This window comes from Streptomyces sp. STR69, assembly GCF_024519455.1.
In the GTDB taxonomy this organism is placed as follows: Bacteria; Actinomycetota; Actinomycetes; order Streptomycetales; family Streptomycetaceae; genus Streptomyces.
The window spans coordinates 105,247-119,988 of the sequence record NZ_JALJRY010000020.1 but is presented as its reverse complement, the minus strand read 5'-3'; the positions used below and the strand labels follow the sequence as shown (position 1 = coordinate 119,988).

14 protein-coding genes are annotated in these 14,742 nt (G+C 69.9%); 8 read left to right on the top strand and 6 right to left on the bottom strand.

What is annotated here, in order from left to right:
• The first annotated feature begins 5 nt into the window (after positions 1-5).
• Together OC490_RS32785 and OC490_RS32780 are read left to right on the top strand one after the other, a co-directional pair.
• Positions 6-857, top strand: coding sequence for a PaaX family transcriptional regulator C-terminal domain-containing protein (locus OC490_RS32785; RefSeq protein WP_262061651.1), 852 nt, complete (start codon positions 6-8; stop codon positions 855-857).
• A gap of 443 nt (positions 858-1,300) precedes the next feature.
• Positions 1,301-2,404 (top strand): acyltransferase family protein, encoded by a 1,104-nt coding sequence (locus tag OC490_RS32780; protein ID WP_262061650.1) that lies wholly within the window; start codon positions 1,301-1,303, stop codon positions 2,402-2,404.
• Between the two features lie 89 nt (positions 2,405-2,493).
• On the opposite strand, the gene OC490_RS32775 is transcribed toward OC490_RS32780, so the two are convergent.
• Positions 2,494-5,049 (bottom strand): alpha-L-rhamnosidase C-terminal domain-containing protein, encoded by a 2,556-nt coding sequence (locus OC490_RS32775; protein ID WP_262061649.1) that lies wholly within the window; start codon positions 5,047-5,049, stop codon positions 2,494-2,496.
• A 351-nt stretch (positions 5,050-5,400) separates the two neighbouring features.
• Between OC490_RS32775 and OC490_RS32770 the strand changes: the two genes are divergently transcribed.
• From OC490_RS32770 to OC490_RS32750, 5 genes are all read left to right on the top strand, one after another.
• Positions 5,401-6,057, top strand: a complete 657-nt coding sequence (locus OC490_RS32770; RefSeq protein ID WP_262061648.1) for a class I SAM-dependent methyltransferase — start codon at positions 5,401-5,403, stop codon at positions 6,055-6,057.
• Positions 6,058-6,366: 309 nt separating this feature from the next.
• Positions 6,367-6,501 carry a hypothetical protein gene (locus OC490_RS32765; protein ID WP_262061647.1) on the top strand — a complete coding sequence of 45 codons (135 nt, stop codon included), beginning with the start codon at positions 6,367-6,369 and terminating at the stop codon, positions 6,499-6,501.
• A gap of 121 nt (positions 6,502-6,622) precedes the next feature.
• Positions 6,623-8,380 (top strand): sensor histidine kinase, encoded by a 1,758-nt coding sequence (locus tag OC490_RS32760; protein ID WP_262061646.1) that lies wholly within the window; start codon positions 6,623-6,625, stop codon positions 8,378-8,380.
• A gap of 31 nt (positions 8,381-8,411) precedes the next feature.
• Positions 8,412-9,068, top strand: coding sequence for a response regulator transcription factor (locus tag OC490_RS32755; protein WP_262061645.1), 657 nt, complete (start codon positions 8,412-8,414; stop codon positions 9,066-9,068).
• Between the two features lie 208 nt (positions 9,069-9,276).
• The gene (locus tag OC490_RS32750; protein WP_262061644.1) at positions 9,277-9,780 is read left to right on the top strand and encodes a GNAT family N-acetyltransferase; all 504 of its coding nucleotides are present in this window, start codon (positions 9,277-9,279) and stop codon (positions 9,778-9,780) included.
• Here OC490_RS32750 and OC490_RS32745 read toward each other — a convergent pair.
• The 5 genes from OC490_RS32745 to OC490_RS32725 all read right to left on the bottom strand — a co-directional run bounded on the left by OC490_RS32745 (position 9,764) and on the right by OC490_RS32725 (position 13,650).
• Positions 9,764-10,831, bottom strand: a complete 1,068-nt coding sequence (locus OC490_RS32745; protein ID WP_262061643.1) for a P1 family peptidase — start codon at positions 10,829-10,831, stop codon at positions 9,764-9,766. The two genes, OC490_RS32750 and OC490_RS32745, sit on opposite strands and share 17 nt — an antisense overlap.
• An 80-nt stretch (positions 10,832-10,911) precedes the next feature.
• Positions 10,912-11,910, bottom strand: a complete 999-nt coding sequence (gene gap / locus OC490_RS32740) for a type I glyceraldehyde-3-phosphate dehydrogenase (protein WP_262061642.1) — start codon at positions 11,908-11,910, stop codon at positions 10,912-10,914.
• 111 nt (positions 11,911-12,021) lie between these two features.
• Positions 12,022-12,978 carry a GlxA family transcriptional regulator gene (locus OC490_RS32735; RefSeq protein WP_262061641.1) on the bottom strand — a complete coding sequence of 319 codons (957 nt, stop codon included), beginning with the start codon at positions 12,976-12,978 and terminating at the stop codon, positions 12,022-12,024.
• A gap of 58 nt (positions 12,979-13,036) precedes the next feature.
• On the bottom strand, positions 13,037-13,414 hold the full coding sequence (locus OC490_RS32730) for a hypothetical protein (RefSeq protein WP_019075518.1): 378 nt from the start codon (positions 13,412-13,414) through the stop codon (positions 13,037-13,039).
• On the bottom strand, positions 13,414-13,650 hold the full coding sequence (locus tag OC490_RS32725; protein WP_026179556.1) for a hypothetical protein: 237 nt from the start codon (positions 13,648-13,650) through the stop codon (positions 13,414-13,416). Before OC490_RS32725 ends, OC490_RS32730 begins: the two co-directional genes overlap by 1 nt.
• Positions 13,651-13,737: 87 nt before the next feature.
• Between OC490_RS32725 and OC490_RS32720 the strand changes: the two genes are divergently transcribed.
• Positions 13,738-14,517 carry an SDR family NAD(P)-dependent oxidoreductase gene (locus tag OC490_RS32720; RefSeq protein ID WP_262061640.1) on the top strand — a complete coding sequence of 260 codons (780 nt, stop codon included), beginning with the start codon at positions 13,738-13,740 and terminating at the stop codon, positions 14,515-14,517.
• The last annotated feature ends 225 nt before the right edge of the window (positions 14,518-14,742 follow it).

Below are 14,742 nucleotides of genomic sequence, written 5' to 3'. Positions count from 1 at the left end.
CGATCATGACGGCAAGCGATCTCGTTGACGACAGCCCGGGCCAGCCCGCACCTCCGCGATCCCTCATCGTGACGGTCTACGGCCTCTACGCGCGCGAGGTCGGCGGCTGGATCAGCGTGAGCACGCTGATCCGACTCCTCGCCGAACTGGACGTCGACGCCCAGGCGGTCCGTTCCTCGATCTTCCGGCTGAAGCGCCGCGAGATCCTGGTGGCCGAACGACGTGACGGCCGCGCGGGCTACGCGCTCTCGCCGTACGCCCGCTCCGTCCTGGAGACCGGTGACCGCCGTATCTTCGAGCGCCACGCCGCCACCGACGACGGCTGGGTCATCGCCGTCTTCTCGGTACCCGAGAGCGAACGGCAGCACCGCCACCAACTCCGTTCCCGGCTGGCCTGGTTGGGCTTCGGCACGGTCTCCTCCGGAGTCTGGATCGCCCCGGCCCACGCCCTCGACGACACCCGCGACCACCTCCTCCAGCACGGCCTGGACCAGTACGTCGACCTGTTCCGCGCCGACTACGTGGCCTTCGGCGACCCCGCCGAACAGGTGGGCCGCTGGTGGGACTTGGAGGCACTGCAGAAGCTCTACGACGATTTCGTCGCCGAGTTCACGCCGCTGGCCGCGCGCTGGGCCGGGGCCGGCGGGGACGCGCTGTCGGACCGGGAGGCGTTCATCGACTACGTCCATGTCCTCACGGCCTGGCGCAGGCTGCCCTACCTCGACCCGGGCCTGCCCAACACCCTTCTCCCCGCCACCTGGTCGGGCGCGACGGCCGCGGATCTCTTCGGCGCACTCCGGAACTCCTTGGCAGAACCGGCCCACGAGTTCGCCAGAAGCCTGCTGACCGAGGGTTAGGGGCTCGCCGATACGGTCATGCTCCACGTCGAGACACAGACAGGCACGGCCTGATTCCTGACGGCCCCTACCGATGAGCGGGCCGGAGGGTGGCGAGCGGGAGTTCCGGGGCGGCTGCCACAGACGTCGGCAGACCAGTGAACTGCGGGCACATTTCCCGGACTTGAGCCTCGTCGAGTTGCTTCGGCCGGTATCGCACCACCATCGTGTAGGGCGATCCGGGGTAGATCATGGGGTTCAGGGCGACGCCCTGCTCAGCACCGTGTCCGATTCACCGGTCACCCGGAGGAACATGAGAATTTGTGTGATCCCCGTCCGGCTGGGCAGACGCCGCCGTTATGAGCACCCTCCATCGAAGCGCGGTAGACGAGGCCACCGGACAGAGCCCTGACGTAAGAGACATAAGTCAGGGCTCTGCGTCCGCGCTGCGCGGTGGTGGGCGGGTGGCGGGGCTGGACGGACTGCGGACGGTCGCCGTCGTGCTGGTGATCGTCTACCACGTGGAACCCGCCCTGGTGCCCGGTGGTTCGGTGGGCGTCGACGTGTTCTTCACGATCAGCGGTTTCGTCATCACCCGGCTGCTGGTCACCGAGTACGCCCGTACCGGCCGTATCGGACTGTGGTCGTTCTACCGCCGACGGTGGCTGCGGCTGATGCCGGCCCTGCTGGTGATGTGCGCGGTGACCGCCGTCCTGTCCGTGGCGTTCGCGCTGCCGCTGTTCCAAGGGGCGTGGATGGCGGCGGTGTTGGCCGCGGGTTCGGTCGTCAACCTGGTCCGGGCCGGGAACGCCGGGACGTACTCGGATCTCGCCGCACCGCTCAGCCACACCTGGTCCCTGGGAGTGGAGGAGCAGTTCTATCTGGCCTGGCCCCTCCTCCTGCTGGTGCTGCTCCGGCGCGCGAGGGCGCGTGCGGTGCTGGGGTGGGTCGCGGCGCTGTGCGTGCTGCCGGTGATCTGGCGGACCGTGCTCTGGGATCCCGCGGCGGCACACCGTATCTACAACGGCCCCGACACCCGCGCCGACCAGCTCCTCGTCGGCGCTCTGCTGGCCCTCGTGCTGGCCCGGCTGCGCGCCGACGACCCCCGGCTGGCCCTGCTGCGCCGCTGGGCGGGGCGACTGTGCTGCCCCGCGCTCGTGCTGCTGGGGCTGATCGCCTGGCGGATCCCGATCACCGAGGTCAGCGGATGGAATCCGGTCTGGTACACGGTGGGGTTCCTGGCCGCCGCTCTGCTGACGGCCTGTGTGGTGGCCGCGTTGGACCTGCGCCCCGAGGCGTGGCCCACCCGTCTGCTGTCGCTGTCCGCGCCGGTGTGGATCGGACGCAACCTGAGCTACGGGATGTACCTGTGGCACTACCCCGTCATCCGGTTGCTCCACGACCTCGGGGTACGCGGCGACCCGTTGCTCCCGGCCGGCCTCGCGGCGACACTCGTGACGGCTTTCGCCTCGTACGCCCTCGTCGAACGGCCCCTGATGCGTCGCGAACGGTTCCGTGTATGGCGACTGGAGCCGGTCGCCGTCCCGGTACGCTCACCGGCGTCTTGACCGGGGCCGAAACGCTCCGGGACAGACGCACATCGGCCTGTCCCGGAGCGTTTCGCTGCGGTGGTGGGCCAACGGGGCCCCGAATGCGGTCAGTTGCCGCGCGTCTCGCTCACGAGGCTGTGCTCGCCCGGGCCGAGACCCGACACCGTGACTGTGCCGTCGACCACGGTCACGTCGGGGGTCGACGCCCGCTTCCCGTCCCAGAGGGTCCGCCGACCGACGGACACGCGTTGCCCGCTCGCGTCTCCGGGCAGGACGACGGAGCCCTGGGTGTGCTTGGGTACCCGGACGGTGAGGCGGAAGACGCGGGTGCTGTTCTCCCACTCGACGCCCAACGGGCCGTGCGGGGTGGGGAGTTGCCCCGTCGCCCAGTCGACTCCGCCGGGCTGCGGGCGCACTTCCCAGGTGGCGTAGCCGGGTGAGGTCGGCCGGGCGCCGAGGAGGTTGTTGGTGAGCGCGGGCAGGACTCCGGTGGACCAGCCGTGCGCCATGCTGGTGTACGCGTCCTCGTACAGGGACCCGTTCGGGCCGATGCCTTCCCAGTTGGTGATGCCGGGGTCGTTCTTGTCCATCCAGCCGTACATACGGCGGATCTGGTCGAGCGCGGAGTCGGCCTGACCGGTGAGGAAGCGGGCCTCGATCTCCGGGTAGGAGGTGAAGGCGTAGACCCGCTGGGAGGCCTGGTCGAAGATCGTGTCATTGTCCATGAAGGCGTTCCCGTACGCCCGTTTCGTCGTCGCGTCGAGATGGGCGAGCGCGGAGGTGGCACGGGCCGCGTCGGCGATGCCGGTGACGACGGCGAGGGAGTTGCCGTCCTGGGCGTGTCGCACCGCACCCGTCGAGGAGTCCAGGTACGCACCCGCGTCCGCGTCCCACAGCAGCGAGTTGACGGCCTGCGCGACCTTGTCCGCCCGCCCGCTCCACCGAGTGGCGTCGGCCTTCTGCCCCAGCAGTCGCGCCAACCGGGCGGCGTTCTGGAGGGCTTGGACGTAGAGCGCGTTGTAGTAGGTGACGCGGCCGGTGCGGCCGAGGAACGCGTAGTCGCCGTAGCCGCCGGTCCCGTTGAGGCCCTTGCTCAGCAGGCCCGCGTCGTCCGTGACGCTGGGGTACCAGGTGTCCAGGACCTTCAGCAGGGTGGGGTAGTAGCGCGTCGCGTACTGGCGGTCCCCGGTGTAGAGGACGTAGTCCCAGCTGCAAGTGACCCAGTACAGCGGATAGTCGAAGAGGGGCAGGGTGTAGTTGCCGATGGATGCGGGCGGTATCCAGCCGTCGGCGCGCTGGTGGTCGGCGAGGTCGGCCAGGACGTTGCGGGCCGCGGCTGCCGCGTCGTCGTGGGTGAGGTAGAGGGTGCGGGCGGAGACGGCGAGGTCGCCGACGTACGGGTCGCGGTCACGCTTCGCACCGTCCTGGAGGACCAACTTCCCCTCCAGCGTGGCGCTCCAGGCGTTGCGTGGATCGACGTCGTCCTGGCGGAAGGTGTCGGTGACCAGTTCGTTGGTGTAGGCGGCGCCGTACCAGTAACGATTCAACTCGTCGTCGGAGCACAGGAACCAGCCCCGGTAGGTGCTCGGTGTGCCCACGTACGCGGTGAACTGCAGGGCCACGGAGTCGATTTCGACCGTCCCCCAGGGCTGCGCGGCGGGGCTGTCCGTGGCGAGTGCGTCGAGGCTGATCTTGAGGTAGCGGAATCCGTGCAGTCCGTCCGCGAAGACCTTGTCACCGGTCTGGAAGCCTTTGTGGTCGGTCCAGTTGGCGCCCTTCGCGGGTACGGCGAACTGGTCCGTGCCCTGTCCGGCGCCGCCCGCCTGGTCGGAGCGGGTGAAGTCCGAGCGGTCGGTGAGGAATTGGCGGGTCTCGGAGAACGCGACGCGTACACCTGGGGAGTTGGCGGAGGCGGAGGTGAACCTGATCTGCGGAAATCCGACCACGACCTTGCCGAAGTCCACCGTGACGCTGGGCACGGGGATCGGCTCGACCGGTGCGGGCCAGACCTCGTTGATCCGGGTGAAGTTGCCGTGCGAGGTGTCCTGGGCGTGGGTCACCGTGATGCGCACGCGACCGGTGCCGACCGGCTCCGTGAACGGAACGGCCTTCTGTACCGCGTCGTTGCCGGTGACCGTCGCGGCGGTGTGCCAGTCGCCGTCGCGCCACACGTCGACGGTGTAGTCGGTCGGCACGCCGTCGCTGTTGGAGATCACCGTGATGCCCTGCAGGGTCGCGACCTGCGGCGCGGTGATGGTGAGGACGTCGGGGAACACTCCGAGCGTGTCGTCGTTCCAGAAGGTGTCCGGGTTTCCGTCGATCGCGTTGGAGGCGTCGTAGGTGCGCGGTTGTCCGTCGTTGCCGTTGTTGCCCGCGTGCGCCGACGAGGCTTCGGCCGTGGTGCCGGCGGGCCAGGTGGGCGCCGCCGCGGGCTGCGGGCGCCGCAGGACGGATCTGGAACCGCCGGGCTTGAGCAGCGCGTTGGGGTTCTTCACGTCTCCGGTCGACGCGACGATCCGCACCGGCCGGACCGTGCGCGAGGAGGGTCCCTGGACGTAACGGTGCCAGCCGCCGGCGCGGTGCGACGGGCTGCCGGTGAGTGAAGCGGAGGCTTCCGCGGCGGGGAGTGCCTCCGCCGTGGGAAGTCCGGTCGAGAGGGACACTGCGGTGAGTCCGACGGTGCCTGCTGCGGCCAGAGCTGCGCGACGGGAAATGCCCTTATCCGGTGTGTTGTTCGACGCCATACTGTCCCCTTGTGCGGCAGTGGATTGAATCGTTTCACTCGGCAGCTGCGTGGTGACGGTATCTCGAACACCGGAATCCCGTACAGCGTTGGGACAGAAGTTGTTCGACGTATCGGGCGTCGGTCAGGTCATACGGGGAGTCAAGCCAGGGGTGACATCGGCCGCACCCCGCGCACCGTCGGGCGATGGGCTGCGTCCGACAACCCGCAGGCGATTGAACTCTGTTCGGAACAGGGTGCGCATGCCGCAGGAACTTGATGGACTGCGGCAATGAAGATCTTGTCGCCTCGTGCGCTGCGGGCTCTTGAACGCTTCAACGCCGCTTATCCCTGGGACCACAACGCCCACTACCATCGCTGGATCCTGCGGCAGTTGCCGAGGCGCTTCCACCGCGCCCTGGACGTCGGTTCCGGCAGCGGCGACCTTGCAAGACTCCTCGCCGGACGAGCCGACTCTGTGCAGGCCGTCGATTCCGATCCGGTGATCACAGCTCAGGCCCGAAAGCTGACCCCTTCCGGACTCCCCGTCACCTTCACCGTCGCGGATGCAATTACCGAATCCCCGGCAGGCCCATACGACGTCATCACGTGCGTCGCCACGATCCACCACCTGCCGTTCGCCCAGGCACTCACCCGTTTCCGCCGTCAGCTGGCGCCGGGAGGAACCCTGGTGATCGTCGGCCTGTCCCGCGCACAGACCCCGGCAGACCACCTGCTCGGCGCCATCGCCATTCCGGCCAACGCCGCCACGGGCTGGCTGAAGAACAAGGGGCGCCCCGCGCAGCGGCCCGTCTCCATGACGGCCCCTACTCGCTCAGCGGACATGACCTTCGACGACATCGTCCGTGAAGCCAGAGACGTCCTCCCCGGCGCACGAGTGCGGCGGCGATTGTTCTGGCGCTATACGCTTGTATGGAATCGGTCCTGAGCAGCCCGTGGCCCCTTCGACCAAGTGTCGGTGCAGAAGCTCTTGCAGGTCAGGGGGCGGGCGGTGGCGCGACGAGCGGACGACTCGGTCGTAGTTGGCTGAGCTGCCGCGCACGGCCGGCGATGTCAGGGCATGAGCCCAACAGGCCGATGGCGTACGGGTGTCGTGCGGAGTCGGCCATCCTCCGGCACCGGGAGTTCCTCGACGACCCGTTCCGCGTGCGACTTGAAATACCCTCTTCAGCCGGTGGAAATGGATCCGGCGAGGAATCGCCGCCACATCGACGGTGTGCGGGCCATGGTCAAGTGCATGAACGGTCACGGGATCAAGAGCGTGGTCTCCGACGGGAATTGGGGACTGGTCAGCGGTGACAGCATGAACCTGCCCGGCTTCGACAAGTACAGGGTGGAGTGCCAGGTCAAGTCCTTCAGCGACAACGGCTGACGGACTCTCGACAACACGTGGCTTGGCCTGCCGACGCCTCGGCCCGCCGTACGACTTTGGTCGCTCGTGGTTGCGACGAACGGAGGCTGTGCGCGCGGGCGTTGATGTCTACCGTTGGCGCGTGGACGTGAAGACGAAGGCGCGCGAGGTCCGGAAGCAGTTGGGTGCGGCACATCTGTGGTCCCGGCGGCAGGTCGTCGGCGAAGCGGTGCTGGCCCTCGCGCTGGGCCTGATCGGGATGCTGAGTTTCATCGGCGAGGGCGTGCCGCTGATGATCGCCGGGGCGGTGACCGCCATGGTGCTCTCGCTGCTGCGGCGGTCCTTCCCGGCGACCGTGCTGGTTCTCACGGGTGCGATCGCCGGTGGGTTCGGCAGTTTCGGGCTCGTGCTGATGGCCGCGAGCTGGTCGGCCGGGGCGCGGATCGAGGCGCCGCGGCGGGCGCTCGCACTGTTCGGGACCACCTATGTCCTCTACACGGGACTGTCCGTCAGCCAATCGCCACTCGGCCTGTTCACGGTGCAAACGCTGGTGTTCACCACGCTCGCGTTCCTGGCGACGACGGTCGTGCCCGGTCTCACCAGTCGCTACCGCGCCCAGCGGCGCAGGCTCGTGCACGCGTTGCACGAGCACAACGCCCAACTGCTGCGCGAACGCGAGATCATCGCGTCCCACGCACGCCTGCGCGAGCGGCAGCGCATCGCGCAGGACATGCACGACAGCCTCGGCCACCAACTGGCGCTGATCGCCGTCCACACGGGCGCCCTGGAGGTGGACCGGGACCTGACGGACGGGCAGCGCGAGGTGGTCGGCATCCTGCGGGAGGCGTCCGTGGCCGCGATGCACGAACTGCGCGAGGCCGTCGGCATCCTGCACGACGGCACACCGGACCGGGCCCGGGAGCAGGAGGCCGACCCGGAGCCCGCGGCCAGGGGTGTGGCGGGGATAGCCGCCCTGGTGGCGACGTCGCGCGGCGCGCATTCGGTCGTGGAGCTACGGCAGGCGGGCGAGGCACGGCAACTGACCCCCGCCGCCGACCACGCGGCATACCGGATCGTGCAGGAGTCGCTGACCAACGCCCTGAAGCACGCGCCGGGGGCATCGATCGCCGTCGAGTTGCGGTACGAGCCGGACTCCCTGGTGGTCGAGGTCGCCAACGGGCCGATTCCGGTGACGACCGGCGGCGGACGGCACACCGTGGTCAGCGGCGGGCAGGGCCTCACGGGCCTTCAGGAGCGGGCCCGACTGGTCGGCGGCATGGTGCACACGGGCTCCACGGCCGAGGGCGGGTTCCGGGTCGCGGGCGTTCTGCCGTACGGCCCCCCGTCGCGCACGCCGGACGGGGACCAGCTGCGGGCGGACTCGATGCGGAAAGGAACGACGTTCGTCGACGGGGCGAACGACTTCCGGGGGCAGAGCGAAGGGGTGCTGCCCGGCGACGGTGGTGCGGACATCGACTGGTCCGGTGCGCCGGACAGGCAGAAGGAGTTCGACATCGCCATGGGACGCAAGGGGAAAGGCCTCGTGATCGGGTGCAGTGCCGCAGTGGTGACCTTCCTGGTTCTCGGGGTACTGGCCGTCGTGCTGATCGTCAACCTGGTGGAGAAGGAGTCCGACAAACTCATGATCCAGCCGTCCGTCTACAACTCCGCGAAGGTCGGGGACACCGAGACGGCTGTGCGGGACAGGTTGCCGCACGGTAAGTCGTTCCTGGCCGGGTCCATAGACGACGACCAGTCGCCCGCTGTACCGCGGGGAGCGACGTGCGCGTCGTACCTGTCGACGGAGGACTGGCCGAACCAGGGTGACAAGATGCCCGCCTACCGCTTCTGCTTCAAGGACGGCAAACTGATCGAGAAAAGGGCCTACTTGGTCAAGTAGCAGCCATCGCCGCACGTTCTGCAGGAGAGTTGTGATCAGAGTCCTCGTCGCGGATGACGAACCGCTCATCCGGGCGGGCATCAGGATGATCCTCACCTCCGCCGACGACATCGACGTCGTGGTGGAGGCGGCCAACGGTCGCGAGGCGGTCGACCTGGTCCGCGCCCACTCCGTCGACGTGGCGCTGCTGGACATCCAGATGCCCGTGCTGGACGGGTTGTCCGCACTGGCCGAGCTGCGGCGAGTGGCACCGGCCGTACGTCCGCTGATCCTGACGACGTTCGGCGAGCGGGAGAACGTGCTGCGTGCGCTGAGCCAGGGAGGCGCCGGGTTCCTGCTGAAGGACTCGGCGCCGGCCGAACTGATCCAGGCCGTGCGGGCGGCTGCGGCCGGGAACGCGTATCTGTCGCCGGCCGCCACCCGCCATGTGGTCGACTCTCTCGCCTCGGGGCAGTCCGCGGCGCGTGGCGAGGAGGCGCGGCGGCGGCTGGAGACGCTGAGCACCCGCGAGCTGGAAGTGCTCGCACTGCTCGGTGAGGGCTTGTCGAACGCCGACGCGGGCGAGCGGATCCATGTGAGCGAGGCGACGGTGAAGACGTACGTCAGCCGGATCCTGACGAAGCTGCGGTGCGAGAACCGGGTACAGGCGGCGCTGCTGGCACGGGACGCGGGGCTGGAGCCCGGCTGAGGCACCGGCCCCCGCGGTCATGGACGTGGTCCCCGCGGTCTGGGAGATGCACGCCGCACTCGGCCGGCGACGCCCCGGTGTCACGGCAGCGCTTCGTACAGGACCTCGGCTACCTGGGTGTGCCGGAGATACGGGACGCGGACGGGACCTGTTTCCTCGTCAGAAAGTGACTTGCCGCGCAGGTGGCCCGCCTGGGTAGAGTCGGGCGGTGCCCGAGTTGCAGCGGCTGCGCGCCGATCACGCCCCGGCGGTCCTGGCCTTCGAGCTGGCGAACCGCGCCTACTTCGCCGCCTCCGTCACCGACCGCGGCGACGACTACTTCGAGCACTTCACCGACCGGTACGACGCCCTGCTGGCCGAGCAGGAAGCCGGAGTCTGCGCCTTCCATGTGCTCGTCGCCGAGGACGGCTCGGTCCTCGGCAGGTTCAACCTGTTCGACCTCGTCGAGGGCGGCAGCGCCGACCTCGGCTACCGGGTGGCACGGCACGTCGCCGGGCAGGGCGTGGCGACCGCGACCGTCGAAGAGCTGTGTCGGCTGGCGGCGACACGACACGGTCTGCGTACGCTGCGGGCGGCCACCTCGGACGCGAACACCGCGTCTCAGAAGGTGCTGGCCAAGACCGGGTTCGTCCCGGTCGGCCGCGCACTCCCGGCCGAGATCGGTGGCAAGCAAGGCACTTGGTACGAGCGCAACCTCACCGCAGCAGACTGAGCAGCGCTGCCGCGGGCAACGGCCAACGGGTGTGCCCGCGCGGGCCCGTCACCCGGGTCGCGGTCAGCAGTGAGTTCAGCACCGCCTCTTCCACGGCGTCCAGCACCGCGCCGAAGAGGACATCCAGCCCGGCATCGGGCACCACCGCCGGTCCGGCGGGCGTGCCCAGAGGACGGGTGCCGAACGCGAGGCCGTAGTCGCCGCTGCCGTGGCCGTAGCCCGCACCGACCCGGGCCAGTGCGTAGACGGCGCGGCGGGCGAGCCGGGTGAGTTGGCGGGCGTCCAGGGGCGCGTCGGTCGCGACCACGACCATGCAGGAGCCGGTCTCCGGACCGAAGTCGGACTCCTCGGTGGGGACGCCCACGTCGCCGGGAGTGACCGTACGGCCGTGTACCCGGAGGGTGCCGGCGAAGTTGGCCTGCACCAGCACGCCGAGCGTCGTCTCCCGGCCCGCGAGCGGTACGCGTCGCGACGAGGTGCCGATACCGGCCTTGAAACCGAGCGCGGTCATCCCGGTGCCCGCGCCGACCGAGCCCTCGGCGACCGGCCCGGTGGACGCGGTGTCGAGCGCGGCGCGGACGTGTTCCTCGCGGACCGGACGCGACCGGATGTCGGACAGGAGACCGTCGTTGCACTCCCCCACCACGGGGTTCACGCTCCGGGCGTCCGCCCCCTCGGGCCGTTCCAGGACCCAGCCGACCAGGGCGTCCGCGACCCGGAAGGCGGACAGGGTCGAGGTGAGCAGCACCGGGGTTTCCAGCGCGCCGAGTTCGGCGATCTGCGTGGTGCCGAGGAGCTTGCCGTAGCCGTTGCCCGCGAACACCCCGGCGGGCAACGGGCCTGCGGGGCCCACTCCTTCGGGCACGATCGCGGTGACGCCGCTGTGCACGTGCGGCGGGCGGATCAGTGTGGTGTGCCCGACCCGGATGCCGGGCACGTCCGTAATCGCGTTGTGCGTCCCGGTGGGCAACTCACCTGCACCGAGCCCGAGTTCACGGGCTCGGCGGGGCACGGCGGGCGCGAGCGGAACGGGGCGGGGCGACTCGGACATGGCCAGACACTACGGCAGCACCGGTCGCGTCGGCGGACAGTGGTCACCCGCATCCCGACGCCCGCCCCGCGTTGTCTCGGTCAGCCGGCGGCGAGGAGTTCCAGGGTGTCGATCACCCGGTTGGAGAAGCCCCACTCGTTGTCGTACCAGGCGACGACCTTCACATGGCGGCCATCGACGCGGGTGAGGGCCGAGTCGAAGATCGACGAGGCCGGGTTGCCGGTGATGTCGGAGGACACGAGCGCGTCCTCGGAGTACTCCAGGACGCCCGCGAGGGGTCCCTCGGCCGCGGTGCGGTAGGCCGCCAGCACGTCCTCGCGGGTCACGTCTCGGGAAACCGTGGTGTTGAGCTCGACGATCGAGCCCACCGGTACGGGCACCCGGATCGAGTCGCCAGAGAGCTTGCCGTCGAGGTTCGGCAGGACGTGACCGATCGCCTTCGCGGCGCCCGTCGTGGTCGGCACGATGTTGACCGCGGCGGCACGGGCACGGCGGGCGTCCCGGTGCGGGCCGTCCTGCAGGTTCTGCTCCTGCGTGTAGGCGTGCACCGTGGTCATGAAACCGTGCTCGATACCGGCGAGTTCGTCCAGTACCGCGGCCAGGGGTGCCAACGCGTTGGTCGTGCAGGAGGCGTTGGAGACGATCGTGTGCGTGGCCGGGTCGTAGGCGTCGTTGTTCACCCCGAACGCGAGCGTGACGTCGGCGCCGTCCGAGGGCGCGCTGACGAGCACCTTGCGCGCGCCCGCGTCGAGGTGGACGCGGGCCGCCTTGGCGGAGGTGAAACGGCCCGTGGCCTCAAGGACGAGGTCGACATTGAGCTCGGCCCAGGGCAGGTCCGCCGGTTCGCGCTCGGCGAGCACCTTGATGCGCCGACCGTCGACGACAAGGGTGTCTCCGTCGACGGAGACGGGACGGCCGAGCCGGCCGGACGTCGTGTCGAAGGCGAGCAGCCGGGCCAGAGTGGCGGGCTCGGTAAGGTCGTTGACGGCGACGACTTCGAGGGAGCTGTCGCGTTCGAGCAGGGCGCGCAGCACATTGCGTCCGATGCGGCCGAATCCATTGATGGCGATGCGAGTCATAAGTGAAGTCCCTTCGGTTCCACACCAGGCTCCCGCGCGGCAACGGTCGGTGACAGTGGCGTGATCGCCATGGTTCAAAAGGATTTCGCCAAGGCGGTCGCGGGGCCTCGGCTACTCCCCCTGGGCGAAGGTGCGCCGGTACTCGCTCGGTGTGGTGCCGAGCAGGCGGTGGAAGTGCAGCCGGAGGTTCGCGCCGGTACCGAGGCCGACGTCGGCGGCGATCTGCTCGACGCTGCGCTCGGACCGTTCGAGCAGTTCGCGGGCCATGTCGATACGGGCGCGCATGACCCACTGCATCGGCGTGTAACCGGTCTCGTCGACGAAGCGCCGCGAGAACGTGCGCGGTGAGACCGCGGCCTGCCGGGCCAGTGTTTCGAGGGTGAGGGGCTCGCCGAGTCGGTGCAGGGCCCACTCGCGGGTGGCGGCGAACCGTTCGCCGAGCGGCTCGGGCACGCTGCGCGGCACGTACTGCGCCTGGCCGCCGCTGCGGTAGGGGGCCGCGACCAGACGCCGGGCCGCGTGGTTGGAGGCGGCCACTCCGAGGTCGCCGCGCAGGATGTGCAGGCAGAGGTCGATGCCGGAGGCGGCGCCCGCCGAGGTCAGCATGCTGCCCTCGTCGACGAACAGGACGTTCTCGTCGACTTTGACGAGCGGGTACTTCGCCGCGAGTGCCCGCGTGTAGTGCCAGTGGGTCGTGGCGCGCTTGCCGTCGAGCAGGCCGGTGGCGGCGAGTGCGAAGGCGCCCGTGGAGATCGCGGCGAGCCGTGCGCCCCGGTCGTGGGCGGTGTTCAGCGCGTCGAGGACAGTCTGCGGCGGGTCCTCACGGTCCGGGAACCGGTAGCCGGGGACGAAGACGATGTCGGCCCAGGTCAGCGCGTCGAGGCCGTCGGCGACGTGGTACGACAGGCCGTCGCCGCCCGTGACCAGACCGGGAGCCGCACCGCACAGCCGCACCTCGTACGGCATGCTCGCCCGTGTCGTGAAGACCTGCGCGGGGATACCGACGTCGAGCGGTTTGGCGCCTTCGAGGACGAGGACGGCGACACGGCGGAGGCGGGCGGCTGACACGGGACCAGCGTACGCAGAGGTACGGCCACCCGGTCGCGGGGATCCGGGAAGGACCAGGTCAGACCTTCCAGGAGCGCAGCTGGTCGGCGACGGCCACGACCCCGACGCGGGTGTCGCGGATCTTGCGGACGAGTTCGGAGAGGGCGCCGTAGGGCGGGTCGATGCCCTCGCCGGACTGGCCCATGTACTGGGCGGCGACGAACGCGGCGTACAGGCTGTTGCGGTGCGGCAGCGGCTCCAGGCGCACGATGGTGTGCATGAGCGCGGCGGCCCGCCAAGCAGCGTCCGGGTCGGCGGCGGCGAGGGTCGGCAGCTTGGTCTTGTGCCTGGCTACGGCGGCCACGAGCGCGGAGTAGTCCGAGACCGACATGTCCTCGTCGGAGAGGGCGGCCTCTTGGACGTCGAGCAGCCAGGAGACGTCGATGTACAGGTGCATCAGGCCGCCGCGGCCCCACCGCGCTCGGAGGGCGGCACCTCCTCGGGGAAGGCGTCGTCGAACTCGCCGCGCAGCCGCTCGGCCCACGCGGACGCGCCGGCGACGAACCGGCCGCGCTGCATCTCGCGGACGCCGAGGTCGTGCAGGTACTGCTTGAGGCTCTTCCCCTCGGCCGCGGCGGCGGCACGCACTCCGTCGAGTTCCTCTTCGGTGAAGGACACGTTCAGTGATGGCATACCTCGATGGTACCTAGTTGGTGCCGTCGGTGCGAGAGGCCCGTCCCCCGGGACCGGATCGCGGGGGCGGGCGCCTAGGCTGCGGTGATGATCTCTCGTGACTATCTCTTCGACATGTTCTCGCTGGACGGCCGGGTGGCCGTGGTGACGGGCGGTAGTTCCGGCATCGGGCGGGCGATCGCCGGGGCGCTCGCGCGGGCGGGGGCCCGGGTCGTCGTAGTCGCCCGCAAGGAGGAGGAACTGGCCGCTGCTGTCGACGAGTTGGTGGCGGAGGGATGCCGGGCGGCGTGGGTGAGCGGCGATCTGGGGACACGTGACGGGGTGCGTACGGCGGCGGAGGCCGCGGCCGGGATGTTCGGCGAGCCGGACATTCTCGTGAACAGCGCCGGGATCAACCTCCGGCCACCGATGGGCGAGTTGGGCGAGGACGTGTGGGACACCACGATGGCGGTGAACCTGGAGGCGCCCTACCTCCTGGGGCAGCGCTTCGGTCCCGGTATGGCCGAGCGGGGCTTCGGGCGGATCATCCACATCACCTCCCAGCAGGCGCATCGCGCGTTCGTGCAGAGCGGCGCCTACGGGGTGTCCAAGGGCGCGCTGGAGTCGCTGGCCCGGTCGCAGGCCGAGGCGTGGTCGCCGTACGGCGTCACCTGCAACACGCTGGTGCCGGGGTTCGTGATGACCCCGCTCAACGCGCGGCTGTCGGACGACCCCGAGAAGGTGGCGGCGCTGGCCGCCCGAACGATGGTCGGGCGCAACGGACTTGCCGAGGACTTCGCGGGCGCCGCGGTGTTCCTGGCGAGCCGCGCCTCCGCCTATGTCACCGGGCAGTCGGTCTTCGTCGACGGCGGGTTCTCCGTGCACTAGTCCAACACCCTGTGGATGTCGGCCAGTTGGAGATCGAGTTACGGGCGTCAGGCACACTGCCCGCCGACGGATCACAGGGGGACCGGAATGACAGCTGCCGAATCAGGTGCGGACGGCATGGACACGAGCAAACCCCCATCGGCCCACGTGTACGACTACTTCCTCGGGAGTCGCCCGCACAGTGTGACGGACCGAGCGCGGTGATCTCCTCGATCACCGAGCTCG